Below are 18709 nucleotides of genomic sequence, written 5' to 3' on the forward strand. Positions count from 1 at the left end.
TCCTCCGCCCGCCCCCTGAGCTGCTGGAGCTCCCCGGCGGCGCCTCGCTGCGGCGCCGCCGCGTGATGCACGCCACCGGGCTCAACGAGGCGGTCCGCACGGACCTGGAACACCTCCGCCCGTGGATGCCGTGGGCCAAGGAGGAGCCCAGCCTGGAGCGCAGCATCGAGATGTCCCGGGCCGGCGAGGAGGTCTGGGACGCCGGCACCGACTTCATGTACGTGCTCACCGCGCCGGACGGCAGCGACGCGGTGATCGGCGCGTTCGGCCTGCACAGCCGGATCGGTCCGGGCGCCCTGGAGATCGGCTACTGGGTGGCGCAGGCGCACAACGGCCGCGGCCTGGCCACCGAGGGCGCCCGGGCGTTGACCGCGGCGGCGCTCGGCCTGCCCGGCGTGGACCGGGTGGAGATCCACTGCGACGAGGCCAACCTGGCCAGTGCGTCCGTGCCGCGCAAGCTCGGTTACCGGCTGGACCGGATCGACGACTCGCCGGTCACCGCGCCGTCCGAGACCGGCCGCAAGATGGTCTGGATCACCACCGGTTGAGCCCGCGCCGGCCTTGGCCGGGACAGCCGGGCCACCCGGCGCCGCGGGCGGCCCGCCCGTCCCGGTGACCGGCCCGCCCCGGCGACCGGTCGGTACCGGCCGCCCGTCAGTACCGGCCGCCCGTCGGTGCGGGCAGCGCGTCGAGTTCCGCGAGATCGGCCGCGGAGAGCTGCACGCCGGCCGCTGCCGCGTTGTCCGCCAGGTAGGCGGGCGTCTTCGTGCCGGGGATGGGCACCACCAGGCGGCCCTGGGCGATCACCCAGGCCAGCGCCACCTGGGCCGCCGTGGCCCCGATCCGCTCGCCGACCGCCCGGACCCGCTCCACGATCGCCAGGTTGGCCGCCAGCGCCTCGGCCTGGAACCGCGGCAGCGCGGCCCGCATGTCGTCCGCCGGCAGGTCGGCCGACGATGCGAATCGGCCCGCCAGGAAGCCCCGTCCGAGTGGTGAGAACGGCAGGAACGCGATGCCCTGCTGCTCGGTGTACGGCAGCACCTCGGCCAGCACGTCCCTGGTCCAGAGCGACAGTTCGGACTGCACCGAGGCCACCGGGTGGACGGCCTGCGCCCGCCGGATCTCCTCGACCGTCACCTCCGAGAGGCCGATCCGCCGCGCCATGCCCGCGGTGACCGCCTCGGCCATCGCGCCCCAGGTCTCCTCGATCGGCACCCCCGGGTCGACCCGGTGGAGCTGGTACAGGTCGACGTGGTCGGTGCCGAGGCGGCGCAGGCTCGCCTCGATCGACCGCCGCACATGCTCGGGCCGCCCGTCGTTGCCGACCCTGGCACCGTCGGCACCCGGCGAGACCAGGCCCACCTTGGTCGCCAGCACCGCCCGTTCGCGGTGGCCGCCGGCCAGCGCCCGGCCGACCAACTCCTCGTTGCTGTAGGGCCCGTAGACGTCGGCCGTGTCGATCAGGGTCACCCCGAGATCCAGCGCCGAGCGCAGCACCGCCGCGGACGTGCCGTCGTCGCGCCCCTTCGGGTCGTACGCCCAGGTCATCCCCATGCAGCCGAGGCCGACGACGCCGATCTCCGGGCCGCCGTCACCGAGCGTGGTGGTGCGCATGTCCGACTCTCCTTCGGTTCCGCCGATGTCGGCGCCCAGCCTGCCGCTTGGAGTGCACTCCAGGTCAAGTCGCCGATCCGACGACGGGCCGGCCGGCCAGGGCGGTGCGGTAGTGGTCGATCTTCTCGCGGATCCGCGCCTGCTGCCCGCGCAGGGCCGCGATCTGCTCCTCCACCCGGGTGTCATGGCCCTGGAGCAGGTCCAGGCGCTCCGCGACCGTGCCGTCGCCGCCCCGGACGAGTGCGGCGAACCGGAGCATCCCGGCGATCGGCATCCCGGTGTCGCGCAGGCAGCGCAGGACCCCCAGCCACTCGACGTCCTCCGGGCTGAACCGGCGCTGTCCGCCGTGCGAGCGCTGCACCTCGCCGAGCAGTCCGATCCGCTCGTAGTAGCGGAGGGTGTCCAGACTGAACCCGGACCGCTCGACGGTCTGTGCGGGCGTCAGATGCGTGGTCGACATGGCACCGATCATGCCACCGGAGGCAACTCCCCTGGCCGGAAACGCATTCCGGAGGATCCGGCCGGGCCCGCGACGGGCTCCGGGCCACCGGCGGCCTCCGGACGGGACGGACCTTAACGGCCGCGTAAGCGTGGGCCCGAGGGGTTGACGTGCTCAGATGGTCTAGTCCATTTTGAAGTGGCGGCGCCGCACACCGTCCCCCGCCCCCGTCCGCGCACCCCCACGATCCGCGCGCACGACCGGGCACGTCCCCACGGAAGGGCACCCCCATGCCACGCCCGCTCCACCGCCGTGCCGCCGGTCGGCGCGCACGCCTGCTGTCCCTCGCCGCCGCCGCCGTCCTGGCCGGCGGCACCCTCGCGACCCTCGCCGGCGGAGCCGACGCCGCAGCGACGAACCTGCTCGCCAACCCAGGTCTGGAGAGCGGGGCGCTCAGCCCCTGGACCTGCTCCGCAGGCACCGGCTCGGTCGTCAACTCCGGCGCCCACAGCGGTACCTACGCACTGCGCGGCGCCGCCTCCAACAGCGACACCGCCCAGTGCTCGCAGACCGTCGCCGTCCAGCCGAACACCACCTACAGCCTCTCCGCCTGGGTCCAGGGCCAGTACGTCTACCTGGGCGCCACCGGATCAGGCGTCACCGATCCGGCGACCTGGACACCCGGCGGCAGCAGCTGGCAGCAGCTCAGCACCGGCTTCACCACCGGCGCGGCCACCACCAGCGTCACGGTGTACCTGCACGGCTGGTACGGCCTCGGCGCCTACCTCGCCGACGACGTGGTGCTGAGCGGCCCCGGCGGCACCACGAGCCCGTCCCCCACCGCCAGCACCTCGCCGAGCCCGTCCCCGACCACCAGTGCGAGCCCGACCGCGACGGCGAGCCCCACCGGCACCCAGACCCCGCCCAACGTGGCCGTCCCGGTGGCTCCTTACGTCGACATGGGCGCCTGGCCGACCCCCTCGCTCGGTGCCATGACGGGCGCCGGCAACCTGAAGTCCGTCACCCTGGCGTTCATCACCTCCGTCGGCTGCAAGGCCAGTTGGTTCAACGCCTACGACCCGCGGACGGGCTGGGCCAAGGACCAGATCGACGCCGTCCGGGCGGCCGGGGGCGACGTCAAGCTCTCCTTCGGCGGCGCGTCCGGAACCGAACTCGCCCAGGCCTGCTCGACGGTGGACTCGCTCTTCGCCGAGTACGACGCCGTGGTGAAGGCCTACAACCTCACGTACGTCGACTTCGACATCGAGGGCGCGGCCGTCCCGGACACCGCCGCCAACACCCGCCGGTCCGCCGCACTGGCCCGGCTCCAGCAGGCCCACCCCGGGCTCAAGGTCTCCTTCACCCTGCCCGTGCTGCCGGAGGGTCTGACCTCCGACGGCCTCGCGGTGGTGCAGTCCGCGCGGGACGCCGGTGTCGCGGTCGACCTGGTCAACGTCATGGCGATGGACTACAACCGGCCGTCCACCGACTACGGCACGGACGCGGTGCAGGCCGCCCAGTCCACCCACGACCAGTTGAAGGGCCTCTACCCGGCCAGGACGGACGCCCAGCTCTGGGCGATGACCGGCGTCACCCCGATGCTCGGCGAGAACGACGACCACGGCATCTACAACCAGGCCGATGCCCAGCAGTTGGTCGCCTTCGCCCAGCAGCACCACCTGGGCATGATCTCGTTCTGGGAGCTCGGCCGGGATGCCAACGCCTGCACCGGCGCGCTCTACAAGTGCACCAACGTGGCGCAGAGCCCGTACGAGTTCTCGAAGATCTTCGCGCAGTACAAGGGCTGACGATCGGGGGCGCGGGCGGGACGGGCCCTGGCCGTCCCGCCCGTGCGGCGTCGCTGCGCCGCATATTCGGTTCCGCACCGGTCGGACGGCTCGCTAGGCTCCGCTGACCGCCCACGGCAGGGCGGCTCCGGCCGCCCGCGGGGCGGCCCGGCGACGCGGACCGGCGGACTCCACCGGGCCGCCCGACTCCTGTGGACGGAGGACCATGCCGCTGCACACCGAACCGACCGAGGACGACCTCGAAGCCTACGAGCGGGCGGTGGCGCGGCTGCGGCTGCTCGCCGGGGACCACCCCGCCCGGGTAAGGGCGGAGCGGCTGGCGGAGACCTTCGTCCGCGAGGGACGCCGTCGCCGGAACGCCCGCAACCGCGAGGCCGCCCGGCAGGCGGACACCGCACTGATCACGGCAACCGTGACCGGCGCGGCCGACCGGCGTGAGGACGCCCCGCTCTCCGTGCCCGACCGGACGGCCCCGCTGGGCGAGTTGAAGCGCAGCCAACGGTGCTATGTCTGCAAGTCGACTTACCGTCAGGTCCATGCCTTCTACCACCGGCTCTGCCCGGACTGCGCGGCGGACAACACCGCCCGGCGCGGGCTGCGCACCGACCTCGTCGGCAGGCGCGTCCTGCTCACCGGCGGCCGGGTCAAGATCGGCTTCCAGCTGGCGCTGATGATGCTCCGCGACGGCGCCGACCTCACCGTCACCAGCCGCTTCCCGGCCGACACCCTGCGCCGCTTCCGGGCCGCACCCGGCAGCGCCGACTGGTGGCACCGGCTGCGCGTGGTCGGCATCGACCTGCGCGACCCCCGCCAGGTGCTCGGGCTCTGCGACGAACTCCTCACCGAGGGGCGCCCGCTGGACATCCTCGTCAACAACGCCGCCCAGACCATCCGCCGCGCCCCGGACGCCTACGCGCTGCTCGCCGACGGCGAGCAGCGGCCCCCGGCGGGTTCGAACGTCCTGCCGGCGCCCGGCTTCCGGCCGATGCCGGCCCTGGCCCCGGCCTGGCCGACGGCCGGACTGGAGGGAGATCGCGACCGCCGACCGCCACCTGCCGGCGGCGCTCCGACCGGGGGCCGACGAGGCCGGCCTGATACCCGACACGGCGGCCGCCAACTCCTGGTCGGTGCGGCTCGGTTCGCTCGACCCGGCGGAGGTGCTGGAGACCCAGCTGGTCAACGCCCTCGCCCCGGCACTGCTCTGCGACCGCCTGCTGCCGCTGCTGCTCGCCTCACCGCGGCCCCGCCGCTACATCGTCAACGTCTCGGCCGTCGAGGGGCGGTTCGCCGTCCGCAACAAGACCGTCCGCCACCCGCACACCAACATGGCGAAGGCCGCGCTCAACATGCTCACCCGCACCAGCGCGTCCGACCTCGCCCGGCAGGGCGTGCACATGTGCGCCGTGGACACCGGGTGGATCACCGACGAGAACCCGGCCCCGGTCAAGGCGCGGACGGCGGCCGCCGGCTTCCGGCCCCCGCTGGACGTCGTCGACGGGGCGGCCCGCATCTACGACCCGATCGTGCGCGGCGAGGCCGGCGCCCCGGTCTCCGGGGTCTTCCTCAAGGACTACTGCGAGGCCGCCTGGTGACGGCCGGCGCCGTTCGGGCCCGCCCGGCCCGCAGCGCACCCGGCGGTTCGCCGGCGGCTGCCCCGCCCACGTCGGTGGTGCGGGGCGGCCGCACGGCGGTCAGGGCAGGAGGACGGCCTTGCCCTGGTTGCGGTGGGCCTCCAGGTCCGCGTGGGCCCGGGCGGCCTCCGCCAGGGGTAGGTGCGCCAGACCGGCACGGTGAGCTTCCCGGCGGCGGCGAGCTCCACCAGCTCCGGCAGGGACTCGCCGCTCCGGTCGGCGCCGCCGGCGCTGAACCGGACGCCGTGCTGACGGGCCGACATGTCCGCGATGGTGATGACCTTCCCCGCGTCACCGGTCAGGGCGACGGAGTCGGCGAGCACACCGGCGCCGGCCGCGTCGAACACGAAGTCGACGCCGCCCGGGGCGGCGGCCTCGACCCGCTCCCGCCAGCCGTCGCCGTAACGGACGGCAGTGGCACCGAGGGCGGTGACCCGCGCCAGGTCGCGCTCGGCGACGGTGCCGACGACGGTGATGCCGCGGGCGACCGCCAGCTGCACCGCGATGAAGCCCACGCTGCCGGCGGCGCCGTGGACGAGCAGGGCCCGCCCCGCCTGCACGCCGAGCTGCTGCAGGACGCGCTGCGCCGTCCGGCCGACCGTGACCAGGGAGGCGGCGACCTCCCAGGACAGGGCCCCGGGCTTGGTCACCGGGTCCTCGATCAGGGCGTACTCGCTGTAGCTGCCGCCGACGGTGGCGCCGAGGACCTCGTCGCCCACGGCCGCGTCGGCTCCCGGGCCGACGGCGTCGACGACGCCGGCCGCGTCCAGACCGGGGGTCACCGGGAAGTCGGCGGGGGCGACTTCGGCCATCAGGCCGGAGCGGATCTTCATGTCGAGCGGGTTGACGGAGGCGGCCCGCACCCGGATCCGGACCTGGCCCGGCCCCGGCTCCGGCGGCTCGACCTCGGTCGGCCGCAGCACCTCGGGCTGCCCGTACTCGGAGAAGGTGATGGCAGTGGACATGGGGAACTCCCGGATTGAGGAAAGGTGGCGGAGGAACGGCGCGCCGAGACCCACTGTGCGGTGACGGCCTCTGCCGCGCCGGTGGGCTCGCCGTTCAGACGGCGAGGGTGGAGTCGCCGCCCGGACGACGGGGACGGGCTCGCCGTTCAGACGGCGAGGGTGGGGTAGTCGGTGTAGCCGCGGTGGTCGCCGCCGTAGAAGGTGGCCGGGTCCGGGGTGTTGAACGGACCACCGGCGGCCAGGCGGGTCGGCAGGTCGGGGTTGGCCAGGAAGAGCGCCCCGTAGGCGATCATGTCCGCGACTCCGTCCTCGACCAGGGCCAGGGCGTCGGGGCCGGTGGCCTCGGGGTGGGTGAAGGGGTTGAGGACGAACGTGCCGGGCCAGGCCGTGCGCAGCCGCGCGGTCAGGTCGCGGTCCGGGCCCTCCAGCAGGTGCAGGTAGGCCAGGTCCAGGCCCGCGATCCGCTCCAGCAGCGCCTCGTACACCTCGGCCGGGTCGTCCTCGGCGATGTCGTTGTACGGGTTGCCGGGCGAGATCCGCAGGCCCACCCGGTGGCCGCCGATCGCCTCTGCCACGGCGGTGGTGACCTCGACGGCGAAGCGGATCCGGCCCTCGACGTCGCCGCCCCAGGCGTCGGTGCGGCGGTTGCTGTTGGGCGCGAGGAACTGGTGGACGAGGTAGCCGTTGGCGCCGTGGATCTCCACGCCGTCGAACCCGGCCTCGACGGCGCCCCTCGCCGCGTCGGCGAAGTCGGCGACGGTCTGCCGGATCTCCGCCTCGTCCAGCTCCTTCGGTGTCACGAAGTCCTTCGGGCCCTCGTGGGTGAACACCTGGCCCCGGGCGGGCACCGCCGACGGCCCCACCGGCGCCAGCCCCTCGGGCAGCAGGACGGGATGGCCGATCCGGCCGGTGTGCATCAGCTGCGCGAAGATCGCCCCGCCCTCCCGGTGCACGGCGTCGGTCACCGTCCGCCACGCCGCCACCTGGCCGGGCGTGTGCAGCCCGGGGGTGTCGGGGTAGCCCTGGCCGACCGGCGAGGGCTGGATGCCCTCGGTGACGATCAGCCCGGCGCCGGCGCGCTGCGCGTAGTACGTCGCCATCAGTTCGGTCGGCTCCGCGCCCGGCCCGAACGCGCGGCTGCGGGTCATCGGCGCCATCGCGATGCGGCTGGCCAGACGGCGGCCGCCCAGGACGATCGGATCGAAAGCAGTGGTCATGGTGGCTTCCCTCGCAAGGAGTGGTGAACGGTGGCCTCGACGCGTCCACCGTAACAGTTACCTGTCCGAACAAGTAAATACCAGGAGCCATTCCCGAGCCGCCCTACGGGGCGCCGAGGCTGCTCCTGACAGGTAAAATTGCAGGCGGGAGGCGGCGAAGACGCCGGGGAGAGACCGGTCCGCGCTAGACTTTGCTGCTCAACCAGGAATGCGAGGAAGAGATGACGCGACCCACGTCGGCCACCGGGAGGACTCCTGCGGGGGCGGGGCCGGGGGCAGGGGTGAGCCTTCCGGTGCCCGCCTCGGCCGGCGGCGGGCCGATCAGCCACGCGATCTTCCGCCTCGCCCGCCTGCACCGCATGCACGCCGGACAACTGCTGCGCCGCATCGGCCTGCACCCGGGCCAGGAACTGGTGATGATGCACCTGTGGGAACTGGGCGCCCAGCGCCAGACCGACCTGGTGCGGCTGCTGGACTCCGACGCCGCCACCATGACCCGCACCGTCCAGCGCCTGGAACAGGCCGGCTTCGTCCGACGCCGCCCCTCCCCACCGACAAGCGCGCATCACTCGTCGAACCCACCGCGGCCAGCCTCGCCCTGCGCCGCGAGGTCGAGCAGAGCTGGAGCCGGCTGGAGGACCTCGTCGCCGCGGGTCTGACCGCCGACGAGCGCACGGCGGCCCTGCACACCCTGGAGCGACTGGAGCAGAACCTCGCGCAGGCCTCCGTCGATCCCCCGGACGCGGACCCGGACGGCGGGAAGTAGGACGTCCGACGCGCAGCGGAGAACATCACGCGCCTGCCGCGCGGACGGCTCCGGCGCACTACGATCGATCAATGACGGACACCACGGACAGAACAGGGGAACGCGCGGACCTCGCGGCCCGGTTCCCGTACCTGCACGCCCCGCAGCGCTGGGCCTGGGGCGGTATCGACGCGCAGTTCTCGGTGGAGCTCCCGCCGGACGAACTGATCACCAACATCCACGTGGTGGGCTTCACCGAGGGCCGGGTGGTGCTCTGCCGCGACGCCCGCGGGCACTGGTTCCTGCCGGGCGGCACCCGGGAGGCCGACGAGTCCGTGGAGTCCTGCCTCGTCCGGGAGTTGCGCGAGGAGGCCGGCGCCCGGCTGACCGGCGGACCGGTCTGGATCGGCGCCCACCGGGCCGTCACCGACTCGGCGGAGCCGTACCGCCCGTGGCAGCCGCACCCGGTGAAGGCCTGGCTGTGGGGCTGGGCCGAGGTCGTGGTCGACTCCGCCCCCACCAACCCCGACGACGGCGAACAGGTCGTCGAGGTACGGGCGGTGACCCCGCAGGAGGCCCAGCACCTGCTCGTCCGCGGCCGCGAGGCCTGGTGGGGCGAGCTGATCTCGCTCGCGCTGGAGTCGCACGCGCGTCAGGGCTGAGCCCGGAACGGGCAGCGGGCCCGGCGCGGGGCCGGAGCAGCACGGATGGTGCTCCCCGCCCCGCGCGGCCACCGCTACCTGGTCAGACCCGCCCGGCGGAGGGCGTCGGCCATGGCGCTGTTGGCCGGTGCCGCCGAGGCGCCGCCGCCACCGCCGCCGCCCGCGCGGCGGTCCTGCCGGGGCGGGCGCGGGCCGCGGTCGCGGTCCCGCCGGCCGCCGCGCTCGGCGTCGCCGCGTCCGCCGCCCGCCGCGGGCTCGTCGTCCAGACGGAGCGTCAGGCCGATCCGCTTGCGCGGCACGTCGACGGTGGTGACCTTGACCCGGACGATGTCGCCGGGCTTGACGATCTCGCGCGGGTCCTTGACGAAGTTCTTCGACAGCGCGGAGACGTGCACCAGTCCGTCCTGGTGGACGCCCACGTCGACGAAGGCGCCGAAGGCCGCGACGTTGGTGACCACGCCCTCCAGCACCATGCCGACCTCCAGGTCGCCGATCTTGTCGACGCCCTCCTTGAAGGTGGCGGTCTTGAAGGCCGGACGCGGGTCGCGGCCGGGCTTGTCGAGCTCGCCGAGGATGTCGGTGACGGTCGGCAGGCCGAAGGTGTCGTCGGCGAAGTCGGCGGGGCGCAGCGCGCGCAGCGCGGCGCCGTTGCCGATCAGGGCGGGCAGGTCGCCGCCGGTCGCGGCGAGGATCCGGCGGACGACCGGGTAGGCCTCGGGGTGCACGGCGGAGGCGTCCAGCGGGTCGTCGCCGCCGGGGATCCGCAGGAAGCCCGCGCACTGTTCGAAGGCCTTGGGGCCGAGCCGGGCGACGTCCTTGAGGGCCTTGCGGGTGCGGAACGGGCCGTTGGCGTCGCGGTGCGCCACGATGTTGTCGGCGAGGGTGCCGGTGATGCCGGAGACCCGGGTGAGCAGCGGCGCGGAGGCGGTGTTGACGTCGACGCCGACGGCGTTGACGCAGTCCTCGACGACGGCGTCCAGCGAGCGGGAGAGCTTCACCTCGCTGAGGTCGTGCTGGTACTGGCCGACGCCGATCGACTTGGGGTCGATCTTGACGAGCTCGGCGAGCGGGTCCTGCAGCCGGCGGGCGATGGAGACGGCACCGCGGATGGACACGTCCAGGCCGGGCAGCTCCTGGGAGGCGAACGCGGAGGCCGAGTACACCGAGGCGCCGGCCTCGGAGACCATCACCTTGGTCACCCCCAGGTCGGGGTGGCGGGTGATCAGGTCCTCGGCGAGCTTGTCGGTCTCCCGCGAGGCGGTGCCGTTGCCGATCGCGACCAGGTCGACGGCGTGCTTCTTCGCCAGGGCGGCGAGGGTCGCGAGCGCGGCGTCCCACTTGTTGGCGGGCTGGTGCGGGTAGATCGTGTCGTGCGCGACGACCTTGCCGGTGGCGTCGACGATCGCGACCTTGACGCCGGTGCGGAAGCCCGGGTCGAGGCCCATGGTGGCGCGGGTGCCCGCGGGGGCGGCGAGCAGCAGGTCGCGCAGGTTGGCGGCGAACACGCGGACGGCCTCGTCCTCGGCCTCCTGGCGCAGCCGGCCGCGCAGGTCGATGCCGAGCCGGACGAGGATCCGGGTGCGCCAGGCCCAGCGGACGGTGTCGGTGAGCCAGCGGTCCGCGGGGCGGCCGCGGTCGGCGATGCCGAAGCGGGCGGCGATCCGCTGCTCGTAGTCGTTCTCGCCGGGCAGGTCGCCGTCCTCGCCGTCGTACGGGGAGAGGTCGAGGTCGAGGACCTCCTCCTTCTCGCCGCGGAGCAGGGCGAGGATCCGGTGCGAGGGGAGCTTGGTGTAGGGCTCGGCGAAGTCGAAGTAGTCGGCGAACTTGGCGCCGTCCTGCTCCTTGCCGTCGCGGACGCGGGCGACGATGCGGCCCTTGGTCCACATCCGCTCGCGGAGCGAGCCGACCAGGTCGGCGTCCTCCCCGAAGCGCTCGACGAGGATGGCGCGGGCGCCCTCCAGCGCGGCGGCGGTGTCGGCGACGGATTCGCCGAGGTGGCCGGCGGCGAGCGCGACCGGGTCCTGGCCCGGATCGGCGAGCAGGGTGTCGGCGAGCGGCTCCAGGCCGGCCTCGCGGGCGATCTGCGCCTTGGTGCGCCGCTTGGGCTTGTACGGGAGGTAGATGTCCTCCAGCCGGGCCTTGGAGTCGGCGGCCAGGATCTGGGCGCGCAGGGTGTCGTCCAGCTTGCCCTGGGCCTCGATGGACTCCAGGACGGCGCTACGGCGCTCCTCCAGCTCGCGCAGGTAGCGCAGCCGCTCCTCCAGGGTGCGCAGCTGGGCGTCGTCGAGCGCGCCGGTGGCCTCCTTGCGGTAGCGGGCGATGAAGGGGACGGTCGAGCCGCCGTCGAGCAGGTCGACGGCCGCCTTCACCTGCCCCTCGCGGACGCCCAGCTCTTCGGCGATCTTGCGTTCGACCGGCATGGTCACGGAGCCTGCCACCTTCTCCCGGGGATCCTCCTGGTACGCCCTGCATTCTGGCAGGTCCGGCGGCCCGGAACGGGTCCGACCGTGTCCTGCGGGCGTGGTGGCGCGTTGTGCTGACGGTCGGTGACACACGGTTGCCCGGCAGTCACCGAGCCGGATTTGTCTGATATGAGATAGATCACAGCACGAACGTTCCCTGGAGGCGATGGTGGCCCAGGCCCCGACACCGGTCACCCAGTGGGGCATGCCCACGGCCGGCCCGTTCCGCTGGACGAGGCCGACGACCTGGCCGCGCGAGGCGCTCGCGCTGGCCGGGTACTGGGCCGCCAGCCGACTGGTCATGATCGGCATGCTCCGCTCCGGCAAGGCGGAGCAGGCCATCGAGGTGCACCGCACGTACTTCGGCTGGTACGAGGTGCTCCGCCACGGACACTTCCCGGTCGGCGACGTGACCTGGCAGTACCCGCCGGGTGCCGCCCTGGCCATGCTCGCGCCCGGACTGCTGCCGTTCCTGACCTATCTGCAGGCCTTCGCCGTCCTGATGCTGGTGACGGACGCCATCACCCAGGCGGCCCTGGTGCGGGTGTCGCTGCGGCGCAACGGCGGGGTGCACCGCGGGCGCTCCACGGCGGGCGCCTGGATGTGGGCGCTGTCGATGCCGCTGCTCCTCGGCATGCCGTTCGGACGGTACGACCTGCCGGTGACCGCGCTGGCGATGGCCGCCCTGCTGCTGATGCCGAGCCGGCCGCGGGTCGGCGGCGCGCTGGCGGGGATCGGCGCCATGGTGAAGGTGTGGCCGGCCCTGGTGGTGCTGGGGGCGCCCCGCGGCCGCGGCACCCGGCAGGCCTGGACGTCGATGTGCGTCTCGGCGGCGGTGCTGCTGGTGGTGCTGGCCACGGTCTTCGACGGGGCGCTGGACTTCCTCACCGCGCAGCGCGGCCGGGGTGGAGATCGAGTCCCTCGGCGGCAGCATGCTCCAGGTGGCGCGCGAGCTGGGCTGGCCGGGCGAGGTGGAGATGCACTACGGGTCGCTGGAGTTCCTCGGCCCGCACGTGGACCTGATCGCGCGGGTCTCGCTGCTGCTCACCGCGGTCGCCTTCGGCTGGCTGCTGCTGTGGCGCTTCCGGGCGCGCCGGTGGACGCCGGCGCTGCCGTACGACGCGGCACTCACCGCGGTGCTGCTGTTCACGGTGACCAGCCGGGTGATCAGCCCGCAGTACCTCATCTGGCTCATCGGCCTGGCCTCGGTCTGCCTGACGGTGCGGGGCACCTCGCAGCGCCCGGTGGCGGTGGTCGTGCTGCTGACCGCGGCCGTCACCACCATCGACTACCCGCTGTTCTTCGACGCGATGATCAAGGGCGGCTGGCAGCCGGCGCTGGTGATCGTGACCCGCAACGGCCTGCTGCTCTCGGCCTCGCTCTGGTCGGCCGCCCGGCTGTGGCGGGCCTCGGTGTCCCCGCTCCCGGCCCTCCAGGAGGCCCCGCAGACCCGGCGCGGCCCGATCCGGGTGGCCTGAGAGCCGCCCACGCACCCTCCCCGCCCGGCCCGGGCCGTGCGGCCGCGATGCCGACCCGCAGGCCTCACCAGACCGGGCGGAGCCTGCCGCCCGGACCGAGGGCGGCCAGGGTGGCGAGGTCGGCGGTCAGCCGGTCGAGGGCGGGGCCGCCGAGCGCCTCCGCCCAGGGGCGGACGGCATCGGCGGCGGCCTCGTCGGCGGCGCGGGTGCACGCGTGCCCGCGCCCGGTGAGCACGACCAGTCGGGCGCGGGCGTCCGTGGGGTGCGCACGGCGTTCGACATAGCCCTTGCGGACGAGCTCCTCGACCATCTGGCTGGCGGCCTGCTTGGTGACGCCGAGGTGGTCGGCGAGCTCGCCGACGGTCGCGCCGTCCGGGGCGAGCCGGACGAAGGCGAATCCGTGCGCGGGCCGCAGGTCGTCGAAGCCGCGGGCCCGGACGCCCTCGTCGATGGTGCGCACCAGTTCGGCCGCGAGACCGAGCACGAGCGGGGGCAGGACGCGGGCCGGGGTCGGGTTCACGGCGCGAGTCTATTCCAGGAGCCGAGATGGTCAAGCCGCTTGACTGTCACCTCGCCCTCCGGGCACCATATGGTCAAGCCACTTGACCACTCTTCCCGAGGAGACCCTCATGCCCGTCATCCGTCCGGAGCAGGCCGTGGCGCACGAGGCCCACGGCGCCCGCTTCCTCGTCCACGCCGCACCCGCCACCGGGGCGCGCACGCTGCGCGCCTGGCGCCTGGAGATCAGCGAGGGCGTCCGCGGCGTCGCGCACACCATCAGCCACGAGGAGGTGTTCCACCTGCTGGCCGGCGCCGTCACCGTCTCGATCGACGGCGACGAGGCGGCACTCGCCCCCGGCGACACCGCCGTCGCCCCGGCCGGCAGCGCCCTGCGGATCGACAACCCCGGCCCGGGCCCGGCCGCGGTCTGGGTGACCACCACGGCGGGACTGAGCGCCGAACTCCCCGACGGCACCACGATCCGCCCCCCGTGGGCCGCCTGACGACTCGAAACCGTGTTCGCTCAGGCCGAACAGATACGCACACGGCCGAACCGTTGAACCGCTCCCCACGGGGCAGAAGGCTGCCGAATGCCCGGGGCGGCCCGCCGCGGGCCGGTCGAGGAGGTCCAGCGATGCGGTTGCCGACAAGCAGTCGGCGGCACGAGCCCGACGAGCCGCCCCATGAGCAGGACGACGACGAGGCACCGGCGCCGCGCCGTACGGCCGAGCCACGGGACGGCCGGCTGCGGCGCCGCGGGATCCCCTGGTACGTCGGCCTGCCGGTCACCCTGGCGGTGATCCTGGCCGTCTTCCTGGCCGCCGCCAAGCTGGACCTGCTGCCAGGTCTGCCGAACCCGTTCGCCGAACGCCAGGTCGACCGGAGCCAGCCCGCCGTCCTCAAGTCCATCCAGGACATGAGCCGTTACACGGCGGCGACCGGCAACTTCCAGGTGATCGTGGACTTGGACCAGGACGCGAAGTTCCTCCCGTCCGCCATCCTCGGCAAGCGCACCCTGTACGTCGCCGCCGGCACCGTCGGCGCCTATGTCGACCTGGGCGAACTCGCGGACGGCGCGGTGAAGGTCTCCGCGGACCGGCTCACCGCCACCGTCGTGCTGCCGCACGCCCACCTCGCCGACCCGGCACTGGACGTGAAGCACTCGTACGTGTTCGCCCAGCAGCGCGGGTTCTTCGACCGGATCGGCGACTTCTTCTCCGGCAACCCGGGCGACCAGCAGAAGCTGGAGGTGCTGGCCACCGAGAAGATCTCGACGGCCGCGCAGCAGACCGCGCTGACCGGGACGGCGGAGACCAACACCCGGACGATGCTGCAGAACCTGCTGAAGTCGCTGGGCTTCACCACCGTGACGGTCACCACCGCGCCCTGATCCGCGGGGCCCCGACGGCCCGACCCGCAGGCCACCGGGCAGACAGCACCGCCCGGAATCGGCCCGGCCCGGCTTGTCCAGGGCCGGGCGGGCCGCCTTCCGCTCGCCCGCCGGCGATGCCCTGCCGGCGGACCACCCCCGGCCGCGCCGCTCCGGGGGTGGCGGCGTGGCCGGGCAGGTCGATGGGAACACCCATTATGCATGCACCATACAACTATCGGGGCGCCGCGAGAACCCGCACCCGCGTGAGCCGCGCCACCCCGCCCGCACGACGGTGGGCGGCCCGGCGACCGGTGAGCGGTCGACCCCGTCGCCGGGCCGACCGCTCACCGGTCGTCGTCGTGGCGGCTGCCCGCCCGAGCCGCGACCAGGAAGACGATCAGCGCCAGGACCGAGCACCCGAGCACGCCCGCGACGACATAGCCCACGCCCATGGGCCTCCTTCCGTTCACGCACAGTCTCGGCACCCCGGCACGGCACCCTGAGCCCGCTGCGCCGTTTTCACCCGCACAGGGATCTCCGCCCGATCCCGCGCCACCACTTTCGGGGGACACCGGTTCGGGCCGCCGGCCGCACGGATTCGGCCAAGCAGCGGCGGCTCGCGAAGGCGTTCTCCGTATGCGACTTGGCATGAGCTAGCCTAAGAGCGGTTGACTGAAGCAACTTTCCCTCTCCCACCCGAGGTGCCGAGATGCAGGTGACCGTCGATCAGGACCGCTGCTGCGGATCGGGCCAGTGCGTACTGACCGCCCCGGAGGTGTTCGACCAGGGCGAGGACGACGGTCTCGTCCGGCTGCTGCCGCAGCGGCCCGACCCGGCGCGACAGGCAGCCGTCCGCCTCGCCGCCGCCCTCTGCCCGGGCGGCGCCATCACCGTACGGGATGCGTGAACACCCGTACGGGGAACGAGCGATGACGCCATGAGAGCGTCCTGAACCGGTCCGAACCGGCCGCGACCGGTCCGGGACGGACCGGCCGAGGCCGCGAGACGCCCCGGTACGGCACCCGACGGTACGACCCCCGGCCGCGCGGCACGTCGCCCGTGGCCGGCCCACCATCGAACCCGCGCGAGAACCCGCTTGCGGAAGGACCGGCATGACCACCGCCACCCCCACGCACGACGACGCCGACCCCGCCCTGGCCGTCCCGGCCGCCCGGGCCGACGGATGCCCCTTCGCTCCCCCGCAGGCCTACCGGGACGCCCACCACGAGGCCGGCCCGATCAGCCGGGTCGCGCTCTGGGACGGCGCCCCCTGCTGGCTGGTCACCGGCCACGCGCAAGTCCGCTCCGTGCTCGGCGACAGCCGGTTCAGCGCCGACGCCCGGCACCCCGGCTTCCCGTTCCTCTCCCCGGCCGACGCGAACTGCTCAACCGGACGACGCCCACCTTCATCCGCCTCGACGATCCCGAGCACGCCCGCCAACGCCGCATGCTCACCGGCGACTTCATCGTCAAGCGGATCGAGGCGCTGCGCCCGGAGATCCAGCGGCTGGTGGACGACGCGCTCGACACGATGACCGCCCGGGGCCCGTCGGCCGACCTGGTGGACGCCTACGCACTGCCCGTGCCCTCGCTCGTCATCTGCCACCTGCTCGGAGTGCCGTACGCGGACCACGAGTTCTTCCAGAGCCGCAGCCGGGCCCTGCTCGACCTCACCGGATCCGTGGAGAGCGTCGGCGCGGCCCAGCGGGAGCTGGTCGGCTACCTCACCGACCTCGCCGATCACAAGCGGCGGGAGCCGGACGATACTCTGCTCGGCCGCCTCGTCGAACGGCCGGACGTGAGCATCGCCGAGGCCGCCGCGACCGGACTGCTGCTGCTCGTCGCCGGGCACGAGACGACCGCCAACATGACCGCCCTCGGCACCCTCGCGCTGCTGCGCCACCCCGCGCAGGCGGACCGGCTGCGGGCCGAACCCGCCCTGATCAAGGGCGCGGTGGAGGAACTGCTGCGGTACCTGACGGTGGTGCACCTGGGCGTGCCGCGGGTGGCCTCCGAGAACGTGGAGCTGGACGGCACGACCGTCCGGGCCGGCGAGGAGTGCTGTGCATGCTCTCCACCGCCAACCGCGACGGGCTGGTGTTCGCCGACGGCGACGAGCTCGACGTGACCCGCGACGCCCGCCGCCACTTCGCGTTCGGCTTCGGCGTGCACCAGTGCCTGGGCCAGCCGCTGGCGCGCGTCGAGCTGCAGATCGCCCTGGAGACGCTGCTGCGCCGGCTGCCCGGCCTGCGGCTCGCCGTGCCGTTCGAGGATCTCCGCTACCGCACCGGCATGATCGTCTACGGCGTGGAGGAACTGCCGGTCGCCTGGTGAGCGGCCCGGCCGACGCCCACCGCGGCACCGCCTACAGCGGTTCGACGCCCCGGTGGGCGTCCGCGAGCAGCAGGTAGCCCTCGCCGTTGGCCTTGATGCCGGCCCGCTCCTCCTCGGTGAGGGCGCGGCGGACCTTCGCCGGGACTCCCGCCACCAGCGAGCCGGGCGGCACCTCGCTTCCCTGGGTGACCACCGCTCCGGCGGCGATCAGCGAACCGGCCCCGATCCGTGCCCCGTTGAGGACGGTGGCGCCCATGCCGACCAGCACGTCGTCCGCCACGGTGCAGCCGTGCAGGACGGCATTGTGCCCGACCGAGACCCGCGCGCCCAGGCGCAGCGGGAAGCCGGGGTCGGCGTGCAGGGTGCAGTTGTCCTGGATGTTGGTGTCGGCGCCGACCTCGATCGCCTCGGCGTCACCGCGCAGCACGGCGCCGTACCAGATGCTCGCTCCGGCGGCCACGGTGACGGCGCCGACCACGACGGCGTTGGGGGCCACGAAGGCCGCCGGGTCGACGGCGGGCACCCGGCCCGCGACGGCGGCGATCAGCGGTTCGGCCATGGTCGTTCCTCCTGGGGTCGGACTCGGTGCGGGGCGGTGCCGGATGCGGGGTGCCGGGTGCGGGGAAGGCGGTGCGGTTCAGCCCTCGTACGGGAGGAGCTCGGGGCGCTTGGGCGGGCGGCCGTCCCCGGACGAGCGGCCGGTGAGGCGGCGGCCGATCCAGGGGCCGACGTGGGTGCGCAGCCACCGTGCGTCGGCGCGCAGCCGGGCCGTGCGGGACGCGGGCGCTGCGGGCGGCAGCGGCGCCCGCCAGTCGGTGGCGGCGGGACGGCCGAGCGCCTCCAGGACGGCCTCGGCGACGCGGCGGTGGCCCTCCGGCTCCAGGTGGAGGCGGTCCTCGGCCCAGAGCCGGGGGTCGTCGAAGCAGGGTGCGCTGAACAGGTCGACGACCACGGCGCGGCCGCCGCTCTCCCGGGCCAGCTCCTCGACGAAGGCCTTGAGCTCCAGAATGGCGGGCAGCAGCCGGGCGCCGCCGGGCATCCGCCGGGCGGGGTCGGTACTGGTGAACAGGACGACCGTGCCGCCGGCGGCGAGCAGCGCCCTGGCCGCCGTACCGACCCGCTCCCGGACGAGCGCGATGTCGCAGCCGGGCCGCAGGACGTCGTTGAGGCCGCCGGCCAGGGTGACCAGGTCGGCGCCCATGCCGGCGGCCGAGGGCACCTGCTCGTCGCAGATCTGGCCGATCAGCTTGCCCCGGACGGCGAGGTTGGCGTAGCGGAACCCGGCGTCCGGGCGTTCGGCGGCGAGGGCGTCGGCGACCCGGTCCGCCCAGCCACGGTAGTGGCCGTCGGGAAGCAGGTCGTCACACATGCCCTCGGTGAAGGAGTCCCCGACGGCGACGTAGCTGGCGAAGCTGCGGCGGGTGTCGGCGACGGCGGTGTGGGGGTGCGTGTTCTCCATGGCCCGACGATGGTACGCGCAC

At 74.1% G+C, this 18709-nt stretch carries 16 protein-coding genes and 4 pseudogenes; 12 read left to right on the forward strand and 8 right to left on the reverse strand.

What is annotated here, in order from left to right:
- Positions 1-65 precede the first annotated feature (65 nt).
- Entirely contained in the window at positions 66-548 is a 483-nt protein-coding gene (locus tag ABEB13_RS11205) for a GNAT family N-acetyltransferase (RefSeq protein WP_345709630.1), read from the forward strand.
- Positions 549-654: 106 nt separating this feature from the next.
- Here ABEB13_RS11205 and ABEB13_RS11210 read toward each other — a convergent pair whose 3' ends face one another.
- Together ABEB13_RS11210 and ABEB13_RS11215 are read right to left on the reverse strand one after the other, a co-directional pair.
- Complete coding sequence (locus tag ABEB13_RS11210; RefSeq protein WP_345705385.1) at positions 655-1614, reverse strand: aldo/keto reductase; 960 nt, start codon at positions 1612-1614, stop codon at positions 655-657.
- Between the two features lie 64 nt (positions 1615-1678).
- Positions 1679-2074: a MerR family transcriptional regulator gene (locus ABEB13_RS11215; protein WP_345705386.1), complete on the reverse strand. Its 396-nt coding sequence runs from the start codon at positions 2072-2074 to the stop codon at positions 1679-1681.
- Between the two features lie 269 nt (positions 2075-2343).
- Here ABEB13_RS11215 and ABEB13_RS11220 point away from each other — a divergent pair, with 269 nt between their 5' ends.
- The 3 genes and pseudogenes from ABEB13_RS11220 to ABEB13_RS11230 all read left to right on the forward strand — a co-directional run bounded on the left by ABEB13_RS11220 (position 2344) and on the right by ABEB13_RS11230 (position 5453).
- On the forward strand, positions 2344-3861 hold the full coding sequence (locus tag ABEB13_RS11220; RefSeq protein WP_345705387.1) for a carbohydrate binding domain-containing protein: 1518 nt from the start codon (positions 2344-2346) through the stop codon (positions 3859-3861).
- Positions 3862-4534: 673 nt separating this feature from the next.
- Positions 4535-4693, forward strand: a pseudogene (locus ABEB13_RS11225) (short-chain dehydrogenase); the annotation flags it as partial.
- A 295-nt stretch (positions 4694-4988) separates the two neighbouring features.
- Positions 4989-5453, forward strand: a complete 465-nt coding sequence (locus ABEB13_RS11230; protein WP_345705388.1) for an SDR family oxidoreductase — start codon at positions 4989-4991, stop codon at positions 5451-5453.
- On the opposite strand, the gene ABEB13_RS11235 is transcribed toward ABEB13_RS11230, so the two are convergent.
- Positions 5432-6457, reverse strand: a complete 1026-nt coding sequence (locus ABEB13_RS11235; RefSeq protein ID WP_345705389.1) for an NADP-dependent oxidoreductase — start codon at positions 6455-6457, stop codon at positions 5432-5434. The two genes, ABEB13_RS11230 and ABEB13_RS11235, sit on opposite strands and share 22 nt — an antisense overlap.
- Positions 6458-6603: 146 nt before the next feature.
- On the reverse strand, positions 6604-7674 hold the full coding sequence (locus tag ABEB13_RS11240) for an alkene reductase (protein WP_345705390.1): 1071 nt from the start codon (positions 7672-7674) through the stop codon (positions 6604-6606).
- A 221-nt stretch (positions 7675-7895) separates the two neighbouring features.
- On the opposite strand from ABEB13_RS11240, the pseudogene ABEB13_RS11245 reads away from it, so the two are divergent.
- Both ABEB13_RS11245 and ABEB13_RS11250 read left to right on the forward strand, forming a co-directional pair.
- Positions 7896-8440 (forward strand): annotated as a pseudogene (locus tag ABEB13_RS11245) (MarR family winged helix-turn-helix transcriptional regulator).
- Between the two features lie 71 nt (positions 8441-8511).
- Positions 8512-9081 carry an NUDIX hydrolase gene (locus ABEB13_RS11250; protein ID WP_345705391.1) on the forward strand — a complete coding sequence of 190 codons (570 nt, stop codon included), beginning with the start codon at positions 8512-8514 and terminating at the stop codon, positions 9079-9081.
- A 74-nt stretch (positions 9082-9155) separates the two neighbouring features.
- Here the strand turns inward: ABEB13_RS11250 and ABEB13_RS11255 are convergent, their stop codons facing one another.
- The gene (locus tag ABEB13_RS11255) at positions 9156-11501 is read right to left on the reverse strand and encodes a Tex family protein (protein ID WP_345709631.1); all 2346 of its coding nucleotides are present in this window, start codon (positions 11499-11501) and stop codon (positions 9156-9158) included.
- Between the two features lie 487 nt (positions 11502-11988).
- On the opposite strand from ABEB13_RS11255, the pseudogene ABEB13_RS11260 reads away from it, so the two are divergent.
- Both ABEB13_RS11260 and ABEB13_RS11265 read left to right on the forward strand, forming a co-directional pair.
- A pseudogene (locus tag ABEB13_RS11260) lies at positions 11989-12369 on the forward strand (glycosyltransferase 87 family protein); the annotation flags it as partial.
- A 79-nt stretch (positions 12370-12448) separates the two neighbouring features.
- Complete coding sequence (locus ABEB13_RS11265; RefSeq protein WP_345705392.1) at positions 12449-13021, forward strand: hypothetical protein; 573 nt, start codon at positions 12449-12451, stop codon at positions 13019-13021.
- Between the two features lie 64 nt (positions 13022-13085).
- On the opposite strand, the gene ABEB13_RS11270 is transcribed toward ABEB13_RS11265, so the two are convergent.
- On the reverse strand, positions 13086-13541 hold the full coding sequence (locus ABEB13_RS11270) for a MarR family winged helix-turn-helix transcriptional regulator (protein WP_345705393.1): 456 nt from the start codon (positions 13539-13541) through the stop codon (positions 13086-13088).
- Positions 13542-13650: 109 nt separating this feature from the next.
- On the opposite strand from ABEB13_RS11270, the gene ABEB13_RS11275 reads away from it, so the two are divergent.
- The 4 genes and pseudogenes from ABEB13_RS11275 (at position 13651) to ABEB13_RS40490 (ending at position 17228) form a co-directional block, all read left to right on the forward strand.
- Positions 13651-14025 (forward strand): cupin domain-containing protein, encoded by a 375-nt coding sequence (locus ABEB13_RS11275; protein WP_345705394.1) that lies wholly within the window; start codon positions 13651-13653, stop codon positions 14023-14025.
- Positions 14026-14156: 131 nt separating this feature from the next.
- Positions 14157-14912, forward strand: coding sequence for a DUF4230 domain-containing protein (locus ABEB13_RS11280; protein ID WP_345705395.1), 756 nt, complete (start codon positions 14157-14159; stop codon positions 14910-14912).
- Positions 14913-15603: 691 nt separating this feature from the next.
- Positions 15604-15801 carry a ferredoxin gene (locus tag ABEB13_RS11285; protein WP_100890885.1) on the forward strand — a complete coding sequence of 66 codons (198 nt, stop codon included), beginning with the start codon at positions 15604-15606 and terminating at the stop codon, positions 15799-15801.
- Positions 15802-16006: 205 nt separating this feature from the next.
- A pseudogene (locus ABEB13_RS40490) lies at positions 16007-17228 on the forward strand (cytochrome P450).
- A 31-nt stretch (positions 17229-17259) separates the two neighbouring features.
- Here ABEB13_RS40490 and ABEB13_RS11305 read toward each other — a convergent pair.
- Entirely contained in the window at positions 17260-17787 is a 528-nt protein-coding gene (locus ABEB13_RS11305) for a gamma carbonic anhydrase family protein (RefSeq protein WP_345705399.1), read from the reverse strand.
- A gap of 78 nt (positions 17788-17865) precedes the next feature.
- Positions 17866-18687 (reverse strand): SGNH/GDSL hydrolase family protein, encoded by an 822-nt coding sequence (locus ABEB13_RS11310; protein ID WP_345705400.1) that lies wholly within the window; start codon positions 18685-18687, stop codon positions 17866-17868.
- Positions 18688-18709: the final 22 nt, after the last annotated feature.

The sequence above is a fragment of the Kitasatospora paranensis genome (assembly GCF_039544005.1).
Taxonomy (GTDB): Bacteria; Actinomycetota; Actinomycetes; order Streptomycetales; family Streptomycetaceae; genus Kitasatospora; species Kitasatospora paranensis.

Coding starts and splice junctions, on each gene's coding strand:
- ABEB13_RS11205 (WP_345709630.1), top strand. CDS start 66: ATGCACGCCACCGGGCTCAACGAGGCGGTCCGCACGGACCTGGAACAC.
- ABEB13_RS11210 (WP_345705385.1), bottom strand. CDS start 1,614: ATGCGCACCACCACGCTCGGTGACGGCGGCCCGGAGATCGGCGTCGTC.
- ABEB13_RS11215 (WP_345705386.1), bottom strand. CDS start 2,074: ATGTCGACCACGCATCTGACGCCCGCACAGACCGTCGAGCGGTCCGGG.
- ABEB13_RS11220 (WP_345705387.1), top strand. CDS start 2,344: ATGCCACGCCCGCTCCACCGCCGTGCCGCCGGTCGGCGCGCACGCCTG.
- ABEB13_RS11235 (WP_345705389.1), bottom strand. CDS start 6,457: ATGTCCACTGCCATCACCTTCTCCGAGTACGGGCAGCCCGAGGTGCTG.
- ABEB13_RS11240 (WP_345705390.1), bottom strand. CDS start 7,674: ATGACCACTGCTTTCGATCCGATCGTCCTGGGCGGCCGCCGTCTGGCC.
- ABEB13_RS11250 (WP_345705391.1), top strand. CDS start 8,512: ATGACGGACACCACGGACAGAACAGGGGAACGCGCGGACCTCGCGGCC.
- ABEB13_RS11255 (WP_345709631.1), bottom strand. CDS start 11,501: ATGCCGGTCGAACGCAAGATCGCCGAAGAGCTGGGCGTCCGCGAGGGG.
- ABEB13_RS11275 (WP_345705394.1), top strand. CDS start 13,651: ATGCCCGTCATCCGTCCGGAGCAGGCCGTGGCGCACGAGGCCCACGGC.
- ABEB13_RS11280 (WP_345705395.1), top strand. CDS start 14,157: ATGCGGTTGCCGACAAGCAGTCGGCGGCACGAGCCCGACGAGCCGCCC.
- ABEB13_RS11285 (WP_100890885.1), top strand. CDS start 15,604: ATGCAGGTGACCGTCGATCAGGACCGCTGCTGCGGATCGGGCCAGTGC.
- ABEB13_RS11305 (WP_345705399.1), bottom strand. CDS start 17,787: ATGGCCGAACCGCTGATCGCCGCCGTCGCGGGCCGGGTGCCCGCCGTC.
- ABEB13_RS11310 (WP_345705400.1), bottom strand. CDS start 18,687: ATGGAGAACACGCACCCCCACACCGCCGTCGCCGACACCCGCCGCAGC.